This window comes from Thiocapsa imhoffii (assembly GCF_016583985.1).
Classification (GTDB): Bacteria; Pseudomonadota; Gammaproteobacteria; order Chromatiales; family Chromatiaceae; genus Thiocapsa; species Thiocapsa imhoffii.
On the sequence record NZ_NRSD01000010.1, the window covers coordinates 1 to 18290 of the forward strand.

At 60.0% G+C, this 18290-nt stretch carries 34 protein-coding genes and 1 pseudogene; 4 read left to right on the forward strand and 31 right to left on the reverse strand.

Annotated elements, in window-relative coordinates:
- Together CKO25_RS21165 and CKO25_RS10625 are read right to left on the reverse strand one after the other, a co-directional pair.
- A pseudogene (locus tag CKO25_RS21165) lies at nucleotides 1-201 on the reverse strand (ATP-binding protein); the annotation flags it as partial.
- A 446-nt stretch (nucleotides 202-647) separates the two neighbouring features.
- On the reverse strand, nucleotides 648-1457 hold the full coding sequence (locus CKO25_RS10625) for a hypothetical protein (protein WP_200387917.1): 810 nt from the start codon (nucleotides 1455-1457) through the stop codon (nucleotides 648-650).
- Between the two features lie 202 nt (nucleotides 1458-1659).
- Between CKO25_RS10625 and CKO25_RS10630 the strand changes: the two genes are divergently transcribed.
- The 4 genes from CKO25_RS10630 (at nucleotide 1660) to CKO25_RS22145 (ending at nucleotide 3015) form a co-directional block, all read left to right on the forward strand.
- On the forward strand, nucleotides 1660-1938 hold the full coding sequence (locus tag CKO25_RS10630) for a hypothetical protein (protein ID WP_200387918.1): 279 nt from the start codon (nucleotides 1660-1662) through the stop codon (nucleotides 1936-1938).
- Between the two features lie 232 nt (nucleotides 1939-2170).
- Nucleotides 2171-2467, forward strand: coding sequence for a type II toxin-antitoxin system RelE/ParE family toxin (locus CKO25_RS10635; RefSeq protein WP_200387919.1), 297 nt, complete (start codon nucleotides 2171-2173; stop codon nucleotides 2465-2467).
- Between the two features lie 3 nt (nucleotides 2468-2470).
- A complete protein-coding gene (locus CKO25_RS10640; protein WP_200387920.1) occupies nucleotides 2471-2776 on the forward strand; it encodes an addiction module antidote protein in 306 nt (101 codons plus the stop codon).
- 134 nt (nucleotides 2777-2910) lie between these two features.
- The gene (locus tag CKO25_RS22145; protein ID WP_443080755.1) at nucleotides 2911-3015 is read left to right on the forward strand and encodes an AbrB/MazE/SpoVT family DNA-binding domain-containing protein; all 105 of its coding nucleotides are present in this window, start codon (nucleotides 2911-2913) and stop codon (nucleotides 3013-3015) included.
- A 275-nt stretch (nucleotides 3016-3290) separates the two neighbouring features.
- On the opposite strand, the gene rplQ is transcribed toward CKO25_RS22145, so the two are convergent.
- The 29 genes from rplQ to tuf all read right to left on the reverse strand — a co-directional run bounded on the left by rplQ (nucleotide 3291) and on the right by tuf (nucleotide 18273).
- Nucleotides 3291-3686, reverse strand: coding sequence for a 50S ribosomal protein L17 (gene rplQ, locus CKO25_RS10650; RefSeq protein ID WP_200387921.1), 396 nt, complete (start codon nucleotides 3684-3686; stop codon nucleotides 3291-3293).
- 36 nt (nucleotides 3687-3722) lie between these two features.
- Entirely contained in the window at nucleotides 3723-4733 is a 1011-nt protein-coding gene (locus CKO25_RS10655; RefSeq protein ID WP_200387922.1) for a DNA-directed RNA polymerase subunit alpha, read from the reverse strand.
- A gap of 22 nt (nucleotides 4734-4755) precedes the next feature.
- Nucleotides 4756-5376, reverse strand: coding sequence for a 30S ribosomal protein S4 (gene rpsD, locus CKO25_RS10660; protein ID WP_200387923.1), 621 nt, complete (start codon nucleotides 5374-5376; stop codon nucleotides 4756-4758).
- 19 nt (nucleotides 5377-5395) lie between these two features.
- Nucleotides 5396-5785, reverse strand: coding sequence for a 30S ribosomal protein S11 (rpsK, locus tag CKO25_RS10665; protein WP_200387924.1), 390 nt, complete (start codon nucleotides 5783-5785; stop codon nucleotides 5396-5398).
- Between the two features lie 36 nt (nucleotides 5786-5821).
- Nucleotides 5822-6178 carry a 30S ribosomal protein S13 gene (rpsM, locus tag CKO25_RS10670; RefSeq protein ID WP_200387925.1) on the reverse strand — a complete coding sequence of 119 codons (357 nt, stop codon included), beginning with the start codon at nucleotides 6176-6178 and terminating at the stop codon, nucleotides 5822-5824.
- A gap of 84 nt (nucleotides 6179-6262) precedes the next feature.
- Nucleotides 6263-6376 (reverse strand): 50S ribosomal protein L36, encoded by a 114-nt coding sequence (rpmJ, locus tag CKO25_RS10675; RefSeq protein ID WP_200387926.1) that lies wholly within the window; start codon nucleotides 6374-6376, stop codon nucleotides 6263-6265.
- A 29-nt stretch (nucleotides 6377-6405) separates the two neighbouring features.
- Nucleotides 6406-7758, reverse strand: coding sequence for a preprotein translocase subunit SecY (gene secY / locus CKO25_RS10680; RefSeq protein WP_200387927.1), 1353 nt, complete (start codon nucleotides 7756-7758; stop codon nucleotides 6406-6408).
- Nucleotides 7759-7787: 29 nt separating this feature from the next.
- On the reverse strand, nucleotides 7788-8231 hold the full coding sequence (rplO, locus tag CKO25_RS10685) for a 50S ribosomal protein L15 (RefSeq protein WP_200387928.1): 444 nt from the start codon (nucleotides 8229-8231) through the stop codon (nucleotides 7788-7790).
- Nucleotides 8218-8424, reverse strand: a complete 207-nt coding sequence (rpmD, locus tag CKO25_RS10690) for a 50S ribosomal protein L30 (protein ID WP_200387929.1) — start codon at nucleotides 8422-8424, stop codon at nucleotides 8218-8220. The genes rplO and rpmD overlap by 14 nt, the downstream gene beginning before the upstream one ends.
- Nucleotides 8425-8427: 3 nt before the next feature.
- Nucleotides 8428-8934 (reverse strand): 30S ribosomal protein S5, encoded by a 507-nt coding sequence (gene rpsE, locus CKO25_RS10695; RefSeq protein ID WP_200387930.1) that lies wholly within the window; start codon nucleotides 8932-8934, stop codon nucleotides 8428-8430.
- 10 nt (nucleotides 8935-8944) lie between these two features.
- A complete protein-coding gene (gene rplR / locus CKO25_RS10700) occupies nucleotides 8945-9301 on the reverse strand; it encodes a 50S ribosomal protein L18 (RefSeq protein ID WP_200387931.1) in 357 nt (118 codons plus the stop codon).
- Between the two features lie 12 nt (nucleotides 9302-9313).
- On the reverse strand, nucleotides 9314-9847 hold the full coding sequence (gene rplF / locus CKO25_RS10705; protein ID WP_200387932.1) for a 50S ribosomal protein L6: 534 nt from the start codon (nucleotides 9845-9847) through the stop codon (nucleotides 9314-9316).
- 11 nt (nucleotides 9848-9858) lie between these two features.
- The gene (gene rpsH / locus CKO25_RS10710; protein ID WP_200387933.1) at nucleotides 9859-10254 is read right to left on the reverse strand and encodes a 30S ribosomal protein S8; all 396 of its coding nucleotides are present in this window, start codon (nucleotides 10252-10254) and stop codon (nucleotides 9859-9861) included.
- A 152-nt stretch (nucleotides 10255-10406) separates the two neighbouring features.
- The gene (gene rpsN / locus CKO25_RS10715; RefSeq protein WP_200387934.1) at nucleotides 10407-10712 is read right to left on the reverse strand and encodes a 30S ribosomal protein S14; all 306 of its coding nucleotides are present in this window, start codon (nucleotides 10710-10712) and stop codon (nucleotides 10407-10409) included.
- 10 nt (nucleotides 10713-10722) lie between these two features.
- The gene (gene rplE, locus CKO25_RS10720) at nucleotides 10723-11262 is read right to left on the reverse strand and encodes a 50S ribosomal protein L5 (protein ID WP_200387935.1); all 540 of its coding nucleotides are present in this window, start codon (nucleotides 11260-11262) and stop codon (nucleotides 10723-10725) included.
- Nucleotides 11263-11278: 16 nt separating this feature from the next.
- Nucleotides 11279-11596: a 50S ribosomal protein L24 gene (gene rplX / locus CKO25_RS10725; protein WP_200387936.1), complete on the reverse strand. Its 318-nt coding sequence runs from the start codon at nucleotides 11594-11596 to the stop codon at nucleotides 11279-11281.
- A 10-nt stretch (nucleotides 11597-11606) separates the two neighbouring features.
- The gene (gene rplN, locus CKO25_RS10730; RefSeq protein WP_200387937.1) at nucleotides 11607-11975 is read right to left on the reverse strand and encodes a 50S ribosomal protein L14; all 369 of its coding nucleotides are present in this window, start codon (nucleotides 11973-11975) and stop codon (nucleotides 11607-11609) included.
- 152 nt (nucleotides 11976-12127) lie between these two features.
- Nucleotides 12128-12388 (reverse strand): 30S ribosomal protein S17, encoded by a 261-nt coding sequence (gene rpsQ, locus CKO25_RS10735; protein WP_200387938.1) that lies wholly within the window; start codon nucleotides 12386-12388, stop codon nucleotides 12128-12130.
- A complete protein-coding gene (rpmC, locus tag CKO25_RS10740) occupies nucleotides 12385-12585 on the reverse strand; it encodes a 50S ribosomal protein L29 (RefSeq protein ID WP_200387939.1) in 201 nt (66 codons plus the stop codon). Before rpmC ends, rpsQ begins: the two co-directional genes overlap by 4 nt.
- Nucleotides 12585-12998, reverse strand: a complete 414-nt coding sequence (gene rplP / locus CKO25_RS10745) for a 50S ribosomal protein L16 (RefSeq protein WP_200387940.1) — start codon at nucleotides 12996-12998, stop codon at nucleotides 12585-12587. The genes rpmC and rplP overlap by 1 nt, the downstream gene beginning before the upstream one ends.
- A gap of 3 nt (nucleotides 12999-13001) precedes the next feature.
- Nucleotides 13002-13679, reverse strand: coding sequence for a 30S ribosomal protein S3 (gene rpsC / locus CKO25_RS10750; protein ID WP_200387941.1), 678 nt, complete (start codon nucleotides 13677-13679; stop codon nucleotides 13002-13004).
- 10 nt (nucleotides 13680-13689) lie between these two features.
- The gene (gene rplV, locus CKO25_RS10755; RefSeq protein WP_200387942.1) at nucleotides 13690-14022 is read right to left on the reverse strand and encodes a 50S ribosomal protein L22; all 333 of its coding nucleotides are present in this window, start codon (nucleotides 14020-14022) and stop codon (nucleotides 13690-13692) included.
- A 12-nt stretch (nucleotides 14023-14034) separates the two neighbouring features.
- Nucleotides 14035-14313 (reverse strand): 30S ribosomal protein S19, encoded by a 279-nt coding sequence (gene rpsS, locus CKO25_RS10760; protein ID WP_200387943.1) that lies wholly within the window; start codon nucleotides 14311-14313, stop codon nucleotides 14035-14037.
- A gap of 19 nt (nucleotides 14314-14332) precedes the next feature.
- Entirely contained in the window at nucleotides 14333-15160 is an 828-nt protein-coding gene (gene rplB, locus CKO25_RS10765) for a 50S ribosomal protein L2 (RefSeq protein WP_200387944.1), read from the reverse strand.
- 32 nt (nucleotides 15161-15192) lie between these two features.
- A complete protein-coding gene (gene rplW / locus CKO25_RS10770) occupies nucleotides 15193-15489 on the reverse strand; it encodes a 50S ribosomal protein L23 (protein WP_200387945.1) in 297 nt (98 codons plus the stop codon).
- Nucleotides 15486-16097 (reverse strand): 50S ribosomal protein L4, encoded by a 612-nt coding sequence (gene rplD, locus CKO25_RS10775; protein ID WP_200387946.1) that lies wholly within the window; start codon nucleotides 16095-16097, stop codon nucleotides 15486-15488. Before rplD ends, rplW begins: the two co-directional genes overlap by 4 nt.
- Nucleotides 16098-16103: 6 nt before the next feature.
- Complete coding sequence (gene rplC, locus CKO25_RS10780) at nucleotides 16104-16754, reverse strand: 50S ribosomal protein L3 (RefSeq protein ID WP_200387947.1); 651 nt, start codon at nucleotides 16752-16754, stop codon at nucleotides 16104-16106.
- Between the two features lie 12 nt (nucleotides 16755-16766).
- Nucleotides 16767-17078, reverse strand: coding sequence for a 30S ribosomal protein S10 (gene rpsJ / locus CKO25_RS10785; RefSeq protein WP_200387948.1), 312 nt, complete (start codon nucleotides 17076-17078; stop codon nucleotides 16767-16769).
- 4 nt (nucleotides 17079-17082) lie between these two features.
- Complete coding sequence (gene tuf / locus CKO25_RS10790) at nucleotides 17083-18273, reverse strand: elongation factor Tu (RefSeq protein WP_200387949.1); 1191 nt, start codon at nucleotides 18271-18273, stop codon at nucleotides 17083-17085.
- Nucleotides 18274-18290: the final 17 nt, after the last annotated feature.

Here is an 18290-nt window from a genome sequence, read left to right on the forward strand (position 1 = left end):
GGCGATCTCGTGATAGGGGGCGCTGCCCAGCAGCGGCTGACCGTGCCGGCGCCAGAAGGCGAGGAAGGCGTCCAGCAACGCAGATGGGTTGAGCGTTCCATCGGTGTTGAGCCAGGTGGGGCTGATCCGCGGGAGGGAGGCCTGGGGGGTGAAGGCGAGCATGCGCGGCAGCACCTCGCGGTAGAGGGGATTGGCCACCACCAGGCCGCTGCCGCCGATCTGGCGCAGCAGACCCAGGTCGAGCAGGTATTATTGGATGTCGTCGTCGGGGACGTCACCCAGGGCCGTCCCCGATGGCTGGGACGTGCGTCGTCGCCGAGCCAGACCTGGGCCGAGTTGGCAATATCGGTGACGATGGTTGCCATGGCGTCGGCGATGCGCTCGCGCCAGGCTTGCGCACCTTCCAGATTGGCATAGACCGCCCGATAGCGCCCCTCCCGATTCAGATGCTCCATCAGCGCTAGCAGGCAGGTGGTCTTGCCGGTCTGGCGGGGCGCATGCAGCAGGAAGTTCTTCTTCTGGTCGATGAGGGAGAGGATCTCGTCGAGATCCCAGCGCGACAGGGGCGGTAGGCTGTAGTGGTCGTCGGCGCGGACCGGGCCTTCGGTGTTGAAGAAGCGCATCGGGCGGACTCGTCGGCAGCAGGGCTAGGGGGAGCATAGCACCGTGGTTGGTCGCCCGCCGCGCCGGACCCCGCCGACGACCGGCGCGGCAGCCTCGCCATTGGCCAGCGTTGTCTTGGCGTCATCCTCCCGTTCAATCCGCCACGCCGAGGTCGCCCTCCGCGTCGACCATTCAGCATCTCGCTCTGGACGCGGTGGCGAATTGCACCTCGGCCAGCAGACCTGATCGCACCGGTAGACCTCGACGCTGTCGATCTGCGCATCGACCCCGTCGGGTCGTTGGCCGTAGGCGAACAGGTCGAACCTGCCGATGGACCAGGATCCGATTTCAAACCAATCCTGCGTCGAGATCAGGATCAGCGTCGGCGTCTCCTGTCCATCGGGCGCGGTGGTCACGCGATACAGGAGTGTCGGGGTACGGCAAGCGCCGTCGCCGCAGGTCGGGCTGGTGTCCGGGCCAGTGTCCGGAAAGGCGACCGCGACCAGACGGGAGCCGCCGTGTCGGGGCAGGCTGGCGATCTCCAGGCCCGCGACCACCGGCAGGGCCCGGTTGCGCGTCGCCGCCGGCGCGGTGCGACCGGGCGCGGGCGGCGGCGCGGTACGCCCGAATCGATAGAGCAGCCCGATGGCGATCAGGTTGATCGCCATGGCGTTGCCGCCGACGCCGACCAGCGGCAGGGGCAGGCCGCGCGGGCTCCAGTGACCCCCGAGCACACTCGCGTCGAGCAGATGGGTCACGCTCGCGATGTGCAGGAAGGCCGCACCGAACAGCGTGACCGATAGTCCGACCGCCGCGAAGCGCGCGAAGCCCTGCGCGCGCGCCGCGATCTGCAAGAATGAGGAAGACCGGGACCAAGAGACCGACGGCGGTGACCAGGGCGATGGGCCAGCGTTCCCGCTCGACCCAGGCCATCCAGGAGGCCAAGGCGAGCGGGATGGCCAAGAGGACCCAGTGCAGCCAGTTGACGCTGCGCCCCCCGAACAGCGGGAGATCGACATACAACCAGGTCGGTCGCCACACGGCGATCCCGATCCAATGGAAGGCGTTGAATTCAGAGATGATCGGGACGCCGAGCACGAGCAGACACAACAACAGCCCGACGCGCTGAATGCGTTCGAGGGGGACCGACATCACACCGACCATCAGGACCAGTGCAATAGCGGTGCGCACGAGATGACCCCAGACCAAGGTCGACTTCCACGCGTCCACGGGGTCAAGGTCGCTGAGTCTCAGCGAGCCGACGACCATCAGGCCGATGAGCAACAGCCCGGCCGTGGGCAGGAACAAGCCGAGGTCGATGCTGTGGCGCAATGAGGAGAGTCGTGAACGCATCGGAGATCCGGGTCGGCGGGGTGGCTTTGTGCGGACACAGGGGGGCGAGGATATCACCGCCCGGCGGATGACGTCGCCGCGGATCGGGTGTATTCGAGGTCGGGACCCTTGCCGACAGAATAGGCGGATCAGCGCGCTGACCGCACCAGACCCGGCTTCAGCAATGCGTGCTTCTGAGCTTGCCTTTATGTAATCGTTCGATTACATTTTTCCCATGTTCACGATCAAACAAACCGCTGAGTTCGCGACTTGGCTGTCCGGCATAAAGGACGGAATAACGCGCCGGCGTCTCGCGCGCCGCCTTGAAAAGGCTCAGCTCGGCAACCTAGGCGACGTGAAGCCCGTCGGCGGCGGGGTCTATGAGATGCGCGAATTCTTTGGCCCCGGTTGGCGGATGTATGACGTCCAACACGGCCCGGTGCTGATCCTGATGCTGGGCGGCGGCGAGAAGTCGACTCAGCAGGCCGACATCGCCCGTGCCATTGCGCTGGCGTCTACCCTGGAGGAGTGAGTCATGAGCGAGAACATCCGAATCGCCGATCTGTCCGAATTCGACATCACCGAGCACCTGGAAGACGACCAGGCGATTGCCGAGTATTTGTCCATTGTGCTGGAAGAAAACGACCCGGCGGCCCTGGCGCAGGCACTCGGCACCGCCGCGCGGGCACGCGGCATGACCGAGATTGCCAAGGCGAGCGGGATCGCGCGCGAGGCGCTCTACAAGGCATTGCGCCCCGACGCACAGCCGCGCTTCGAGACGATCAACCGCGTCTGTCATGCGCTGGGCGTCAAATTGGTGGCTCGACCGATCAAGACGTGAATCCGGCCGGTCTATAAGGGACTGGTCTGTCGTCCCCCAACCAGAAAAGCAGTCGTCTTTCCGAGAGGCGCGGGCTTGCGGTTCGGGCGATCAAAAGTGATATGTTGATATAACCTCACCAGCGGAGGTGCAACATGCATCAGACCACTCTGCGAAAGGTCGGCGGCTCGGTGATGCTGGCCATCCCGCCCGCCATCCTCGACCTGCTGCACCTGCGCGCCGGCGCGACCGTCGGATAGCGCCGCAAGACATCATGCTCCGCACGCGAACCGTCTTTTCCTCCATCGAATGGCAAAGAAGTTCCCGGACGCAGTCCTTTCCAGTTTGAGCCTGGACGTGTTTCAAAATTGCGGATTGCTCATGGCCACATCGACAGCGTAGCGGTTTCAGTCGAATCAATTCCAGAACCGAGCCGTGCGAGCTTGTGATTGTCTGCGACAGCAGATCCTTTTTGATCGAGATAAAAAAACCGGCCAAGTGGCCGGTTTTCGTGTCAAGGATCCGATCTGTTCGATCAATCCTCGTCATCATCATCGATTTCAACCGCCTTGACTGGACGATCGACGAGTTCGACGTACGCCATGGGCGCCGCGTCGCCGGGGCGAAAACCACACTTCAGGATGCGCAGATAGCCACCAGGACGGGCCTGATAGCGTGGTCCCAGCTCGACGAACAGCTTCCCGACGGCCTCTTTATCGCGCAGACGCGCGAAGGCGAGGCGGCGTGCGTGGACTGAGTCTGATTTCGCTAAGGTGATCAGTGGCTCTGCAACACGACGCAATTCCTTTGCCTTCGGCAGAGTCGTCTTGATCAATTCATGCCGAAACAGGGACGACGCCATGTTGCGGAACATGGCCTCACGGTGCGAACTGGTACGATTGAGCTGCCTTCCGGCATTGCGATGGCGCATGGTCCTATTTCCGATATGTTCTGGGGTGCAAGAGTGTCAGCGAATCCCGAGTTCGGCAATATTCTCGGGCGGCCAGTTTTCAAGCCGCATGCCGAGCGATAGGCCGCGAGTCGCGAGCACGTCTTTGATCTCTGTCAGGGACTTCTTGCCAAGATTCGGGGTCTTCAGCAATTCGACCTCGGTCCGCTGAATGAGGTCACCGATCAAGTAGATATTCTCTGCCTTCAAACAGTTCGCCGAACGAACGGTCAATTCCAAGTCATCAACCGGACGCAACAAAATGGGGTCATAGGGCGACTCCACAGGCTTGTCGGTGGTCGGAGAATCAGGCTGTGATGACCCTTCGAGTGCCACAAAGCTCGACAACTGATCTCGCAGGATACCGGCCGCACGTTGAATCGCATCGCGCGGATCGATCGTTCCGTTGGTCTCCAGATCGATCACCAGACGGTCGAGGTCGGTGCGCTGCTCAACGCGCGCTGACTGAACCTCGATCGCCACGCGCCTCACCGGACTATAGGAGGCATCCAGTGGAAGCCGACCAATTGGGCGATCCTCGCTGTCTTCGAGTTCCCGTTGCGTTGCAGGCTCATACCCGCAACCGCGTCGGATCGTCATGGTCATGCTCAACGCACCTTCGGTGAGATTTGCGATCACCAGATCGGGGTTAGCAATGACGGCCGTGTGATCGATCGCGATATCAGCCGCGGTCACCACTCCGGGGCCGGTCTTAGACAGGGTGAAAGTCGCCTCGTCCTTACCGCGCAGGGTGATGGCTAGCTGTTTGAGGTTGAGCAGGATTTCGAGCACATCCTCCTGCACGCCCGGGATCGTGGTGTATTCGTGCAGCACACCCTGAATCTCGACCTCGGTCACAGCGAATCCATCCATCGAGGATAAAAGGATCCGGCGCAATGCGTTCCCGAGCGTATGCCCAAAGCCACGCTCAAGTGGCTCAAGAGAGACCCGAGCCCGCGTTGGAGTATCGTCGACTTCCTCGACACGGACGATGCGCGGCTTGAGGAATTCGCCAGTAGCGTCAGTCATGCAATGCCTCTCAGGACGCGCCTCACTTGGAGTACAGCTCGACGATCAGTGATTCGTTGATGTCGGCCGGAAGATCTGAGCGATCGGGAACCCGCTTGAAGACGCCACGAAGCCCCTTTGTATCGACCTCCACCCAGTCCGGAAACCCGTACTGCTCGGCCAGCGCGAGCGCATTTTGCACCCGAACCTGTTTCTTCGCGGGCTCTCTGACCTCGACATGGTCATCGACGCCGACCTGGTAGGAGGCGATGTTGACCACCCGACCGTTCACCAGGATACCCTTGTGACTGACCAATTGGCGCGCTTCCGCCCGGGTTGCACCGAACCCCATGCGATAGACGACATTGTCGAGTCTGCGCTCGAGCAACTGCAGGAGGTTCTCGCCGGTCGCGCCCTTGGCCTGCGCAGCTTTCTTGTAGTAGTTGCGGAACTGACGTTCCATCAACCCATAGATTCGCCTGACCTTCTGCTTCTCACGCAGCTGCACCCCGTAGTCCGACAGGCGGCGACGGCGATCCGTCGTCTGCCCCGGCTGTTTCTCGAGGTTACACTTCGTATCGAGCGACCGGGCCCGGCTCTTCAGTGAGAGGTCGGTTCCTTCGCGCCGGGCGAGTTTGCAGGTTGGGCCTGTGTAACGTGCCATGTCTCTACCTGTTCCTGTATCAGACGCGCCGCTTCTTAGGCGGACGGCAGCCGTTGTGCGGAATCGGAGTCACGTCGGTGATGCTCGTGATCTTGAATCCGGCGTTATTGAGGGCACGAACAGCCGATTCACGCCCTGGCCCGGGACCCTTCACATTCACATCGAGATTCCGCAGTCCGTAATCCTTGACGGCCTGCCCTGCCCGATCCGCCGCAACCTGAGCAGCGAATGGCGTACTCTTGCGCGATCCGCGGAAACCTGAGCCGCCAGCGGTCGCCCAGGAGAGGACGTTGCCCTGCCGATCAGTGATCGTGATGATCGTGTTGTTGAAGGAGGCATGGACGTGTGCGATCCCATCCGCGACCTGCTTCTTAACTTTCTTCTTGACGTTACGAGTCGGTTTTGCCATTCGAGGTAATCCAGCCCTGTCACTGCGCCCAGGCGCTTAACGTTTGATGGGACGACGAGGACCCTTGCGAGTCCGCGCGTTGGTACGTGTCCGCTGCCCACGCAGCGGCAGTCCACGCCGATGCCGGATACCTCGATTGCACCCGAGATCCATCAACCGCTTGATGTTCATGGAAACTTCGCGCCGCAGATCACCTTCGACCGTGAACTTACCGACCTCTGCGCGAATCTTATCGACTTCTTCCTCGGTGAGGTTCTGGATCTTTGTGTCGCGCGGCACGCCCGCGGCATCACAGATCGAAGCGGCGCGCACGCGGCCGATACCATAAATGGAAGTCAACGCGATGACGGCGTGCTTCTTATCCGGGATGTTGACGCCGGCGATACGGGCCATAACTTAAAAACCCCTAAAATCTAAGTTGCCAAGCGGGTAAACCGCGCAGTTTAACAAACCAAGATGATCCGTCAACCCCAAGGGTCAGCCCTGGCGTTGCTTATGGCGCGGATCCTTACAGATGACCCGAACGACACCATTGCGTCGGATGATCTTGCAGTTCCGGCACAGTTTCTTCACGGATGCACGCACTTTCATTGTTCTCTTCCCTCAGGCTCGAGCGCTACTCAGCGCAACATGCCGGCGCCCGGCGACTTCAAATTGGCCTTCCGCATCAGACCTTCGTATTGATGCGACATCAGGTGGGCTTGAATCTGAGCCATGAAATCCATGACCACGATCACCACGATCAGCAACGAAGTTCCGCCAAAATAAAACGGTACGTTGTAGCCCACGATCAAGAATTCCGGCAATAAGCAGACGCCCGTGATGTAGATGGCCCCTGCCGCGGTCAACCGCGTCATCACCGTATCAATGTAACGGGCGGTCTGCTCCCCAGGACGAATCCCAGGAATGAAGGCTCCGGACCGCTTCAAATTGTCGGCCGTATCCTTCGCGTTGAAGACCAGGGCCGTGTAGAAGAAACAGAAGAAGATGATGGCCGCGGCATACAGCATCACGTAAACCGGCTCGCCGGGTGAGAGTTTCGCCGTGAGATCCGCGAGCCAACGCATGTCCTCACTGCTGCCGAACCACTGCCCGAGGGTGCCAGGAAACAAGATAATACTGGAGGCAAAGATGGGAGGGATCACTCCCGCCATGTTCAGCTTCAGTGGCAGATGTGTACTTTGTGCCTGCATCATCTTTCGGCCCTGCTGTCGCCGGGCGTAGTTCACGGTGATTCGCCGTTGACCACGCTCGACAAAGACCACGAAGGCCGTGACAGCCAGCGCCATGGCAAACAAGGCCAATACCGCCAATGAGTTCATCTCACCGGTTCGGGCCAACTCCAGCGTCCCACCCAGCGCGGAGGGCAGCCCGGCCACGATCCCCGCGAAGATGATCAGCGAGATGCCGTTACCAATGCCGCGCTCGGTGATTTGCTCCCCGAGCCACATAAGGAACATGGTGCCCGTGACCAGTGAGACCGTCGCGGTGAAGACGAACCCAAAGCCAGCCTGAGTCACGAGCGCGGAACCGCCCGCCGTCTGGCCTTGCAAGGCCATCGAAATCCCCACAGCTTGGAACGTGGCGAGGACCACTGTGCCATAACGCGTGTATTGGGTGATCTTGCGACGACCCGATTCACCTTCCTTCTTCAACTGCTCCAGTTTCGGCACCACCGCCGTCATCAACTGCATGATGATGGACGCCGAGATGTACGGCATGATGCCCAGCGCGAACAGACTGGCGCGCTCCAGTGCACCACCCGAGAACATGTTGAACATGTCGAGGATGGAGCCCTGGTGTTGATCGAATAAGATCGCCAGTGCCTCGGGGTTCACCCCGGGGACCGGGATAAAGGTTCCGATGCGGTACACCAGGAGGGCGCCGAGCACGAATAACAAGCGTGCTCGCAATTCGGTCAGCCGACCCATGCCACCTATGGCCTGACCCATTGATCCGACGTTTTTAGCCATCCGTATCGCGCCTTTGCTCTGCGAGGTCTCTACTGGGCGAGGTCTTCGATCCGGCCACCGGCCGCCTCGATTGCAGTCCGAGCCCCCTTGGTCACGCCAATCCCACGAACGATCACAGCCCGGTCGATCTCGCCCGAGGCGATGATCTTCGCGACCTTGATCGACTGACCGATGACCCGGGCCTCGACGAGCGAGCGCAGATCAATGGTCTCGCCTTGCACAAGGCTCAGTTCGCTCAACCGAACTTCAGCCCGGCTCGCCGCCTTGCGCGAACGGAAGCCGACCTTGGGCAACCGCCGCTGTAACGGCATTTGACCGCCTTCGAAACCGACCTTATGGAAGCCGCCTTTGCGAGACTTCTGCCCCTTGTGGCCGCGACCACAGGTCTTACCGAGTCCACTTCCGATCCCGCGACCAACACGTTTCGCGCTCGGGCGACTGCCTGGATCGGGCTTAAGATCATTGAGCCGCATCGCGAGAGTCCTCCACGACCTTGACCATGTATGAGACCTGATTCACCATGCCGCGCGTGCAGGGGGTGTCCTCGACCTCGACCACCTGATGCATCCGGCGCAGGCCAAGCCCGCGTACGCACGCCTTGTGATTGGCAAGCCGCCCGTGAAAGCTGCGAACCAGCTTCACTTTCATCATCTTCTTCTCGGACATGCTCTACCCCAAGATCTCCGCAACCGTTTTGCCACGCTTGGCAGCGATGGTTTCGGGATCATTCATCGCGCGCAGACCCTGAACCGTTGCCCGCACGACATTGATTGGATTGTTGGTCCCGATGCATTTCGCCAGAACGTTCTGAACGCCGAGAACCTCGAACACCGCGCGCATCGCCCCGCCCGCAATGATCCCGGTTCCTTCAGAGGCCGGCTGCATGAAGACCTTCGCCGCGCCGTGACGACCATTGAGCGGATACTGCAAGGTGGTGCCGTTTAGCTTCACCTCGATCATGTTTTTGCGCGCGTTCTCCATCGCCTTTTGGATGGCCACGGGAACCTCGCGCGCCTTGCCACGACCAAAGCCAACTCGGCCTTTCCCATCACCGACCACGGTGAGTGCGGCAAAGCCGAACTGACGGCCGCCCTTCACGACTTTCGCGACCCGATTGACCGCGACCAGTTTCTCGAGGAGGTCATCCCCGTCGTTTTTCGGATTGAAGTTCGCCATACCCTTTCCCCTAGAATTTCAGTCCGCCTTCACGCGCGGCATCCGCCAGCGCCTTGAGGCGACCGTGATAGCGAAATCCGGAACGATCGAAGGCAACGCTCTCGACGCCGGCAGAACGGGCGCGCTCGGCAATGGCTTGACCGATCAACTTGGCCGCACCGATATTCCCCTTATGCCCTGGGATCGACTCCCGAAATGCCTGTTCAACGGTTGATGCGCTGGCAACCACCCGATTCCCTTCAGGTGCGATGACCTGCGCATAGATGTGGCGAGGCGTCCGATGAACGCAGAGCCGATAGACACCGAGTTCGCGGATCTTGGCCCGTGCCCGCGTCGCACGACGCAAACGCGCTTGTTTCTTATCCATGCTCTGAGACCCTTATTTCTTCTTGGCTTCCTTACGCAGGACGTTTTCGTCCGCGTAGCGCACACCTTTACCCTTGTAGGGCTCCGGTGGCCGGAATCCCCGGATCTCCGAGGCAACCTGACCGACTCGTTGTTTGTCGGCGCCGGTGACAACGATTTCCGTCTGGGTGGGCGTTTCGATGGTGATTCCGTCCGGCACTGGATAGTCGATCGGATGCGAAAAACCCAGGCTCAGAGTAAGAACATCACCCTTCGCCTGCGCACGATAGCCGACACCAACCAGGGACAGTTTGCGCACGAAACCCGTGCCACAGCCGATCACCATATTGTTGAGCAGCGCGCGCGTGGTCCCGGCCATAGCCCAGCCGTTGTCGTGTCCGTCGAGTGGCTTGACGCGCAACTCGCCGTCGACCTGCTCAACGACCACACTCGGATGTACACTCCAGCTCAGCGTCCCTTTGCTTCCTTTCGCCGTAACATCCTGTCCGGCAATCTCGATCGTGACCCCCTTGGGGACACTGATCGGTGCTTTTGCGACTCGTGACATGATCCTGACCCCTATGCGACGTAGGCGATGATCTCGCCACCATGACCGGCTTCACGCGCGGCACGGTCCGTCATCAGACCTTTGGAGGTCGACACGATCGCAACCCCGAGCCCAGCCCAGACCTTCGGCAGTTGATCCTTGCCGCGATAGATCCGCAGACCCGGACGCGACACGCGAGTCAGTTGCTCAATCACCGGCTTACCGCGGAAATACTTGAGCTTGATGACCAGGATCGGCTTGTTGCCATTCGCTTCCACCGAGGCATCCGCGATGTAACCCTCGGCCTTCAGAAGCTGCGCGATGGCGACCTTCTGCTTCGAGGACGGCATTGCGATGGTGATCTTGCCACGCTGTTGACCGTTGCGGATACGCGTCAGCATATCCGCAATCGGATCCGACATACTCATGAGCTTCTCCGTGGGTCAGACCGCCTTTGCGACGCGATACCCTGTCGTACCAATGATCCACGCCAACCCTTCGGTTGGCGCGTACTGAATTCAAATTCGGGGTCAGGCCGGCAGCCGCCAGAGGGCATGACGGACTGACCCGAAGCGAGGGTCTACCAACTGGCCTTAACGACCCCGGGGGTATCACCGCGCATCACCGCCTCGCGCAGCTTATTGCGCGACAGACCAAACTTGCGATAAACGGCATGCGGACGTCCACTGACCCGGCAGCGCCGTTGTTGACGGCTCGGACTGGCGTCGCGCGGCAGGCGGTGCAGTTTCGCCAGCGCCTCCTCGATCTGCTCACCACTCGCGGAACGATCGTTGATCACCAATTTCAAAGCCGCCCGTTTCGCGGCGTAGCGCGCGGCAATTAGGGTGCGCTTGTGATCGCGTGCGATCATACTCTTCTTCGCCATTGTTTCGACCTCAGGTTCGAAATGGAAAGTTGAACGCCTCAAGCAGCGCACGCCCTTCTTCATCCGTCCGCGCCGACGTCGTAATGGTAATGTCCAGCCCTCGCAGAGCATCGACCTTGTCGTAATCGATCTCCGGGAAAATGATCTGCTCCCGAACACCCATCGAGTAGTTGCCACGCCCGTCAAAGGATTTCACGCTCAAACCCCGGAAGTCGCGAATTCGCGGAATCGCGACCGAGACCAGGCGATCAAGAAATTCATACATACGCACCCGGCGCAGGGTCACCTTGCACCCGATCGGCCAACCCTCACGAATCTTGAAACCCGCAACGGATTTCCGGGCGAAGGTCACGATTGGCTGCTGGCCGGAGATCAGTCGGAGATCGGCAACCGCGTTGTCCATGACCTTCTTGTCCGCAATCGCTTCACCGACGCCCATATTGAGCGTGATCTTTTCGATGCGCGGAACCTGCATGACGCTCTTGAACTGAAAGCGCTCCTGCAGCAATCCGACGATCCGATCCTGATAATCTTTCTGTAGTCTGGGCATCTCGTCATCCTAACCGTCACACGTCGACGACTTCGCCGTCCGACTTGAACACACGCACTTTCCGTCCGTCTTCGAGGAACTTAAAGCCCACTCGGTCCGGACCGCCTTTTCTCGGATTGTAAAGCGCGACATTCGAGACTTGGATCGGCATGGCTTTGTCGATGATGCCGCCGGGTTCACCGGCTTGCGGGTTCGCCTTCTGATGCTTGCGGGCGATGTTGATATTCTCGACGACCACGCGATCCTGGTCGACAACCCGCAACACGGTGCCACGTTTCCCCTTGTCCTTGCCTGTGATGACGATCACGTCATCACCTTTTTTGATCTTCAGCATGAACGGCCCCCTAGAGCACTTCTGGCGCAAGCGAGATGATTTTCATGAAGCGCTCACCGCGCAGCTCTCGCGTCACGGGGCCGAAGATGCGGGTCCCGATCGGCTGCAGCTGGTTATTCAAAAGCACCGCCGCATTCCCATCGAATCGCACGCAGGAACCATCCGGACGGCGCACGCCTTTACGGGTACGAACCACCACCGCGTTGAAGACATCACCTTTCTTGACCTTGCCGCGAGGGATTGCATCCTTCACCGTGACCTTGATGACATCGCCGATGCCTGCGTAGCGCCGATGCGATCCGCCAAGCACCTTGATGCATTGCACCCGCCGCGCGCCACTGTTGTCGGCCACACCGAGATCGGTCTGCATCTGAATCATTGCTGTTTACCTAAAAACCTGTGTTGTCTCGCTGCCACCGCCTCGATCACGACCCCTGTGTCGCGGGATTCCCCTGAGTGCATGCGCATACACCGTCATGCAAGGTACTTAGAGTGTCGTGGCACGCCTGGATTGGCTGTCTGCCCAATCAATCACCGCGCCTTCTCAAGAATCTCGATCAAGCGCCACGTCTTAGTTTTCGACAAGGGGCGACATTGCTCGACACGAACGAGATCACCCTCGTTACACTCGTTGGCCTCGTCGTGCGCATGAATCTTCGTCGAGCGGCGCATAAACTTACCGTACAAGGGATGTTTCACCTTGCGCTCAACCAGCACCGTGATGGTCTTGTCCATGGCATGGCTGGTCACCCGCCCATCAAGTGTCCGATTACTTTTCGTTTCGTCGCTCATGATGTCGCGCCCGCCTTCTGCTCGGCCATGATTGTCTTGACGCGGGCGATGTCCCGACGAACCGCCTTGATCTGTGACGGCTTCGACAACTGGCCCGTCCCACGCTGCATCCGCAAGTTGAATTGCGCTCGCAGCAGATTCATCAGTTCCTTTTGCAGCTCTTCTTGAGTCTGCTTCCTGAGGTCGTTCGCCTTCATCACAGAATCATCCGTCGTTCAAAGGTGGTCTGTACGGGTAATTTCGCGGACGCCAGGGCAAAGGCTTCCCGAGCCAATTCCTCGGTGACCCCCTCGATCTCGTAGAGAACGCGACCCGGCTGCACCAACGCGACCCAGTACTCGACATTTCCCTTGCCTTTCCCCATCCGGACTTCCAGCGGCTTCTTCGAGATCGGCTTGTCGGGGAAAACCCGAATCCAGAGTTTCCCACCGCGCTTGACCTTGCGGGTGATGGCCCGCCGCGCCGCCTCGATCTGGCGAGCCGTCAGGCGTCCACGTCCGACCGCTTTTAGGCCAAAATCGCCAAAGCTCACCTTATTTCCGCTTTGCGCAAGACCGCGATTGCGACCTTTGTGTTGCTTTCGAAATTTTGTACGTTTTGGTTGCAGCATGGTTTAACCCCTTCTAGCAGCCGCCTTCGGTGCGGGCTCTTCGGGGACCTGATCACCGAACACCTCACCCTTGAAGATCCACACCTTCACGCCGATCACACCATAGGTCGTGCGTGCTTCGGCGAATCCATAATCGATATCCGCCCGCAGGGTATGAAGCGGAACGCGGCCTTCCCGCGCCCATTCGGTACGGGCGATCTCGGCGCCATTCAGCCGACCAGCGACATTCACTCGCACCCCTTCCGCACCCAGCCGCATCGTGCTCTGAATCGCACGCTTCATCGCACGACGAAACATGATGCGCCGCTCGAGTTGCTGCGCGATTCCCTCGGCGACCAACTGCGCATCCAATTCGGGCTTGCGGATCTCCTCGATGCTGATGTGGACGGGAATCCCCATCATCTGAGAGACGCGGGTGCGCAATTTGTCGATGTCTTCGCCTTTCTTGCCGATCACCACGCCTGGCCGGGCGGTGTGAATCGTAATGTGCGCGTTCTTCGCGGGCCGATCGATCTGAATACGGCTGACCGACGCCTTAGCAAGCTCTTTACGGAGGAAACTCCGAACCTCAAGATCGGTGTTCAGGAAGTTCGCATAATCCTTGGAGGTTGCGAACCACTTGGATGTCCAATCCTTAACGATGCCGAGGCGGATGCCATTCGGATGAACTTTTTGACCCATGCTGCTTCCCCTAGCCTTCCGCGACGGTCAGCCGAATATGGCTGGTCCGTTTCATGATTCGATTCGCACGCCCTTTCGCGCGCGGACGAACGCGCTTCATGGTCGGCCCTTCATCGACCTGGATGGCGGAGACCTTCAATTCATCAATGTCGGCACCTTCGTTGTTCTCCGCATTCGCCACGGCTGACAGCAAGACCTGCTTGATGATCCGCGCGCTCTTCTGCGGACTATAGGTCAAGGTATTCAGGGCCTCTTCGACATCGCGACCGCGGATCAGATCGGCGATGAGCCGAGCCTTCTGTGCCGAGACTCGCGCGTATTTAAACGTTGCTTCCGCTCGCATCCCAATCTCCGATTAGCGCTTCTTGGCCTTGCGGTCGGCCGCGTGTCCTCGGTAGGTCCGAGTCAATGCGAACTCGCCGAGTTTGTGACCGATCATATTCTCGTTGACGAGCACCGGCACGTGCTGACGCCCGTTGTGGACCGCAATGGTCAGACCCACCATCTCCGGAAGCACCATGGAGCGACGCGACCAAGTCTTGATCGGGCGCTTGCTATTTTGGCTTACCGCCTCCTCGACCTTTTTAATCAGATGGTGGTCGACAAAGGGACCTTTTCGAATCGAACGTGGCACGTGCTCAACCTCGTCTAAATTACTTGCGTCCGCGTCGACGCACGATCATGGCGTCAGTCCGCTTGTTATTGCGTGTCTTATACCCTTTGGTGGGGACGCCCCATGGCGTGACCGGATGCCGACCACCCGAGGTTCGGCCCTCACCGCCGCCGTGTGGATGATCCACCGGGTTCATGACGACACCACGCACCGTTGGACGAACGCCCCGCCATCGCGTCGCACCGGCTTTGCCTAGCTTGCGCAGGCTGTTCTCGGCATTGCCGACTTCGCCGATGACGGCACGGCAATCGACATGGATCTTGCGCATCTCACCGGAACGCAACCGGACGGTTGCATTCTTCCCGTCGCGCGCCACCAATTGCACCGAACTGCCAGCCGCTCGCGCGATCTGTGCCCCCTTACCCGGGCGCATCTCGATGCAATGGATTTGCGAGCCAACGGGGACATTGCGTAGCGGCATGCAATTGCCAACACTGATCGGCGCGGCTTCGCCAGCCTCGACCACCGATCCGACCCCGAGACCTTTGGGAGCGATGATATAGGCGCGCTCCCCGTCAGCGTATTTCAGCAGGGCGATATGTGCCGTGCGATTCGGGTCATATTCGAGCCGCTCAACGACGGCCGGAACCCCTTCCTTGTTACGCTTGAAGTCAATGATCCGATAGCGTTGCTTGTGACCGCCACCTTGGTGGCGGACGGTGATGCGTCCCTGATTGTTCCGCCCACCGTGCTTTGCCTTCTTCTCGACCAGCGGCCCATAGGGGGCGCCTTTGTGCAACTCAGGCGTTTGCACCTTGACGACGAATCGCCGCCCGGCGGACGTCGGTTTGGTCTTTACGATTGCCATTTTGCTCTATCCATTACGATGGGCTGGCCTGCTCAGGCGCCGCCGCCAAAGTCGATGTCTTGCCCGTCCGCGAGACGCACATAGGCCTTGCGCCAGTCGTTGCGCTTGCCTAAGCGTTGACCGTGGCGTTTTTTCTTGCCTTTGACATTCAACACCTGAACGCCTGACACCTTCACGTTGAATAGAAGTTCAACGGCGCTCGCGATCTCGTGTTTGTTCGCGTCGGTCGCGACACGAAATCCATACTGACCCGCCTGCGCCGCCGCACGTGAGGTCTTTTCCGAGATCAAAGGCGCCAATAAAACCTTCATGAGCCGCTCTTCGTTCATGCCAGACGCTCCTCCAGGTACTTCACCGCCGCCTCGGTCGCGACCAACTGTTCGAATGCAATCAGACTAACCGGATCGACGTCCTCCACTGCCATGACATCGACGTTCGCGATGTTGCGGGACGCGAGGTAGAGGTTATCGTCGAAGCCGTCGGTCAAGATCAGCACATTCGTCAGGTCGTACTGCCGCAGCCAAGCCAGCAATTCCTTGGTCTTCGGCGCTGTCAGTTGGATGTCGTCGACGACCATCAGCCGCTCCTGCCGCACCAGTTCAGACAGGATCGAGCGCACCGCCCCGCGATGCATCTTGCGATTGACTTTCTGACTGTAGTTTTGCGGTTTCGCGGCGAACGTGACGCCACCGGAGCGCCAGATCGGACTGCGCGAGGTTCCTGCGCGCGCACGTCCCGTGCCCTTCTGACGCCACGGCTTTGCCCCGCCACCCGAGACCTCGGAACGTGACTTTTGAGCCCGCGTGCCTGCACGCGCCCCGGCGAGATGGGCAGTCACCACCTGATGGATCAGGCCAGGTTTGTACTCAACGCCAAAAACGGATTCCGCAACCTGCAGACTGCCATCGCCGGCGTTCTTTCGAATGGTGAGCTCCATGACTGCTTAACCCTTGTTCTTCTGCTTCACCGAAGGCAACACCACGAGCCGCCCACCCGTCGGACCTGGCACACCGCCGCGCACCAGCAACAACTGCCGCTCGGGATCCACACGCACGACCTCCAGGTTTTGCGTGCAACGGTTTGCAGCGCCCAGATGCCCCGCCATTTTCTTGCCCTTGAAGACCCGTCCCGGCGTCTGGTTCTGACCGATCGAACCGGGCGCGCGGTGTGACAGGGAGTTACCATGCGTCGCATCTTGACCACTAAAGTGATGACGCTTGATCGCCCCAGCGAACCCGCGTCCCTTGGTGACCCCACGCACATCGACCTTCTGGCCTGGCGCGAAGATGGACACCGTCACCTCGCCGCCGACCGACAGCTCAGTATCCTCACCTTGCTCCAAGCGAAATTCGCGCAGACACTCGCCAGCCTCCACTCCCGCTTTCGCGTAGTGCCCAGCCATCGGCTTCGTGACCCGTGACGCACGTCGATTCCCAAAGGCGACCTGGATCGCGCTATAGCCGTCTGTTTCCACGGTCTTGACCTGACTGACCCGATTCGGCTGAACTTCGATAACGGTCACAGGAACACTGTTGCCGTCCTCGGTGAACAGCCGGGTCATTCCGGCCTTCCGCCCAATCACTCCGATCGCCATGGGTTCTCGTCCTCAGCTCAACTTGATCTGGACGTCAACGCCCGCGGCCAGATCCAATTTCATCAGGGCGTCGACCGTCTTATCTGTCGGGTCGACGATATCCATCAAGCGCTTGTGCGTCCGCAGCTCGTACTGATCGCGCGCGTCTTTGTTGACATGCGGCGAGATCAGCACGGTGAATCGCTCTTTCTTCGATGGCAGAGGCACCGGACCTCTGACTTGAGCGCCGGTGCGCTTGGCCGTGTCAACGATCTCACGCGCCGACTGATCGATCAGGCGATGGTCGAAAGCCTTCAAGCGAATACGGATTCTTTGGTTATTCATGCCCTTACTCGATGATCTTTGCGACGACGCCGGCGCCGACCGTCCGCCCACCTTCGCGCACCGCAAAACGCAGCCCCTCTTCCATCGCAATCGGCGCGATCAGCTTCACCGTCATCTTCACATTGTCACCCGGCATCACCATCTCGATGCCCTCCGGCAACTCACAGGCGCCGGTCACGTCGGTCGTACGGAAGTAAAACTGCGGACGGTAGCCGTTGAAGAACGGCGTGTGACGACCACCCTCCTCCTTCGACAACACATAGACTTCGGCCTCGAAGTGCGTGTGCGGCGTGATCGTGTTCGGCTTCGCCAACACCTGACCACGCTCCACATCCTCGCGCTTGGTGCCGCGCAGCAACACCCCAACGTTATCACCCGCCTGACCTTGATCGAGCAACTTGCGGAACATCTCCACACCGGTGCAGGTCGTCTTCACCGTCGCGCGAATGCCCACAATCGACACCTCCTCGCCGACCTTGACCACCCCACGCTCGATCCGACCCGTCACCACCGTGCCCCGACCCGAAATCGAAAACACATCCTCAATCGGCATCAGGAAGGCACCATCGACCGCCCGCTCCGGCTGCGGAATGTAACTGTCCAACGCCGCCATCAACCGATCAATCGACGGCGTACCCATCTCACTCTCATCCCCTTCCAGCGCCTTCAACGCCGAACCCGTCACAATCGGCGTGTCATCACCCGGAAAGTCATAACTGTCCAACAGCTCGCGGACTTCCATCTCCACCAGCTCCAGCAACTCCGCATCGTCAACCATGTCCGCCTTGTTCAAATACACCACAATGTACGGAACCCCCACCTGACGCGATAGCAAAATGTGCTCACGCGTCTGCGGCATCGGACCATCCGCCGCCGACACCACCAAAATCGCTCCGTCCATCTGCGCCGCACCCGTGATCATGTTCTTCACGTAGTCCGCATGACCAGGACAGTCCACATGCGCGTAATGACGCTGCTCCGTCTCGTACTCCACATGCGCCGTGGCAATCGTGATCCCACGCTCCCGCTCCTCCGGCGCATTGTCAATCTGATCGTACGCCCGCGCCTCACCACCAAACTTCTTCGCCTGATGCGTCGTGATCGCCGCCGTCAACGTCGTCTTACCATGGTCTACATGACCAATCGTGCCCACATTCACGTGTGGCTTGCTACGCTCGAATTTTGCTTTGGACATCCCACTCTACCCCTGTC

Coding starts and splice junctions, on each gene's coding strand:
- rplX (WP_200387936.1), bottom strand. CDS start 11,596: ATGCTGAAGATCAAAAAAGGTGATGACGTGATCGTCATCACAGGCAAG.
- rpsE (WP_200387930.1), bottom strand. CDS start 8,934: ATGGCGAACTTCAATCCGAAAAACGACGGGGATGACCTCCTCGAGAAA.
- rplO (WP_200387928.1), bottom strand. CDS start 8,231: ATGCGGCTCAATGATCTTAAGCCCGATCCAGGCAGTCGCCCGAGCGCG.
- tuf (WP_200387949.1), bottom strand. CDS start 18,273: ATGTCCAAAGCAAAATTCGAGCGTAGCAAGCCACACGTGAATGTGGGC.
- rpsN (WP_200387934.1), bottom strand. CDS start 10,712: ATGGCGAAGAAGAGTATGATCGCACGCGATCACAAGCGCACCCTAATT.
- rpsK (WP_200387924.1), bottom strand. CDS start 5,785: ATGGCAAAACCGACTCGTAACGTCAAGAAGAAAGTTAAGAAGCAGGTC.
- rpsM (WP_200387925.1), bottom strand. CDS start 6,178: ATGGCCCGTATCGCCGGCGTCAACATCCCGGATAAGAAGCACGCCGTC.
- rplC (WP_200387947.1), bottom strand. CDS start 16,754: ATGGCGATCGGAGTGATTGGGCGGAAGGCCGGAATGACCCGGCTGTTC.
- rpsC (WP_200387941.1), bottom strand. CDS start 13,679: ATGGGTCAAAAAGTTCATCCGAATGGCATCCGCCTCGGCATCGTTAAG.
- rplB (WP_200387944.1), bottom strand. CDS start 15,160: ATGGCAATCGTAAAGACCAAACCGACGTCCGCCGGGCGGCGATTCGTC.
- rpsH (WP_200387933.1), bottom strand. CDS start 10,254: ATGAGTATGTCGGATCCGATTGCGGATATGCTGACGCGTATCCGCAAC.
- rplV (WP_200387942.1), bottom strand. CDS start 14,022: ATGCGAGCGGAAGCAACGTTTAAATACGCGCGAGTCTCGGCACAGAAG.
- CKO25_RS10635 (WP_200387919.1), top strand. CDS start 2,171: ATGTTCACGATCAAACAAACCGCTGAGTTCGCGACTTGGCTGTCCGGC.
- CKO25_RS22145 (WP_443080755.1), top strand. CDS start 2,911: ATGCATCAGACCACTCTGCGAAAGGTCGGCGGCTCGGTGATGCTGGCC.
- CKO25_RS10630 (WP_200387918.1), top strand. CDS start 1,660: ATGGAAGGCGTTGAATTCAGAGATGATCGGGACGCCGAGCACGAGCAG.
- rplN (WP_200387937.1), bottom strand. CDS start 11,975: ATGATTCAGATGCAGACCGATCTCGGTGTGGCCGACAACAGTGGCGCG.
- rplF (WP_200387932.1), bottom strand. CDS start 9,847: ATGTCACGAGTCGCAAAAGCACCGATCAGTGTCCCCAAGGGGGTCACG.
- CKO25_RS10640 (WP_200387920.1), top strand. CDS start 2,471: ATGAGCGAGAACATCCGAATCGCCGATCTGTCCGAATTCGACATCACC.
- rpmJ (WP_200387926.1), bottom strand. CDS start 6,376: ATGAAAGTGCGTGCATCCGTGAAGAAACTGTGCCGGAACTGCAAGATC.
- CKO25_RS10655 (WP_200387922.1), bottom strand. CDS start 4,733: ATGACTGACGCTACTGGCGAATTCCTCAAGCCGCGCATCGTCCGTGTC.
- rplE (WP_200387935.1), bottom strand. CDS start 11,262: ATGCCCAGACTACAGAAAGATTATCAGGATCGGATCGTCGGATTGCTG.
- secY (WP_200387927.1), bottom strand. CDS start 7,758: ATGGCTAAAAACGTCGGATCAATGGGTCAGGCCATAGGTGGCATGGGT.
- rplW (WP_200387945.1), bottom strand. CDS start 15,489: ATGAACGAAGAGCGGCTCATGAAGGTTTTATTGGCGCCTTTGATCTCG.
- rplD (WP_200387946.1), bottom strand. CDS start 16,097: ATGGAGCTCACCATTCGAAAGAACGCCGGCGATGGCAGTCTGCAGGTT.
- rplQ (WP_200387921.1), bottom strand. CDS start 3,686: ATGCGCCATCGCAATGCCGGAAGGCAGCTCAATCGTACCAGTTCGCAC.
- rpmC (WP_200387939.1), bottom strand. CDS start 12,585: ATGAAGGCGAACGACCTCAGGAAGCAGACTCAAGAAGAGCTGCAAAAG.
- rpsQ (WP_200387938.1), bottom strand. CDS start 12,388: ATGAGCGACGAAACGAAAAGTAATCGGACACTTGATGGGCGGGTGACC.
- rplR (WP_200387931.1), bottom strand. CDS start 9,301: ATGGATAAGAAACAAGCGCGTTTGCGTCGTGCGACGCGGGCACGGGCC.
- rpmD (WP_200387929.1), bottom strand. CDS start 8,424: ATGTCCGAGAAGAAGATGATGAAAGTGAAGCTGGTTCGCAGCTTTCAC.
- rpsJ (WP_200387948.1), bottom strand. CDS start 17,078: ATGAATAACCAAAGAATCCGTATTCGCTTGAAGGCTTTCGACCATCGC.
- rplP (WP_200387940.1), bottom strand. CDS start 12,998: ATGCTGCAACCAAAACGTACAAAATTTCGAAAGCAACACAAAGGTCGC.
- rpsD (WP_200387923.1), bottom strand. CDS start 5,376: ATGGCACGTTACACAGGCCCAACCTGCAAACTCGCCCGGCGCGAAGGA.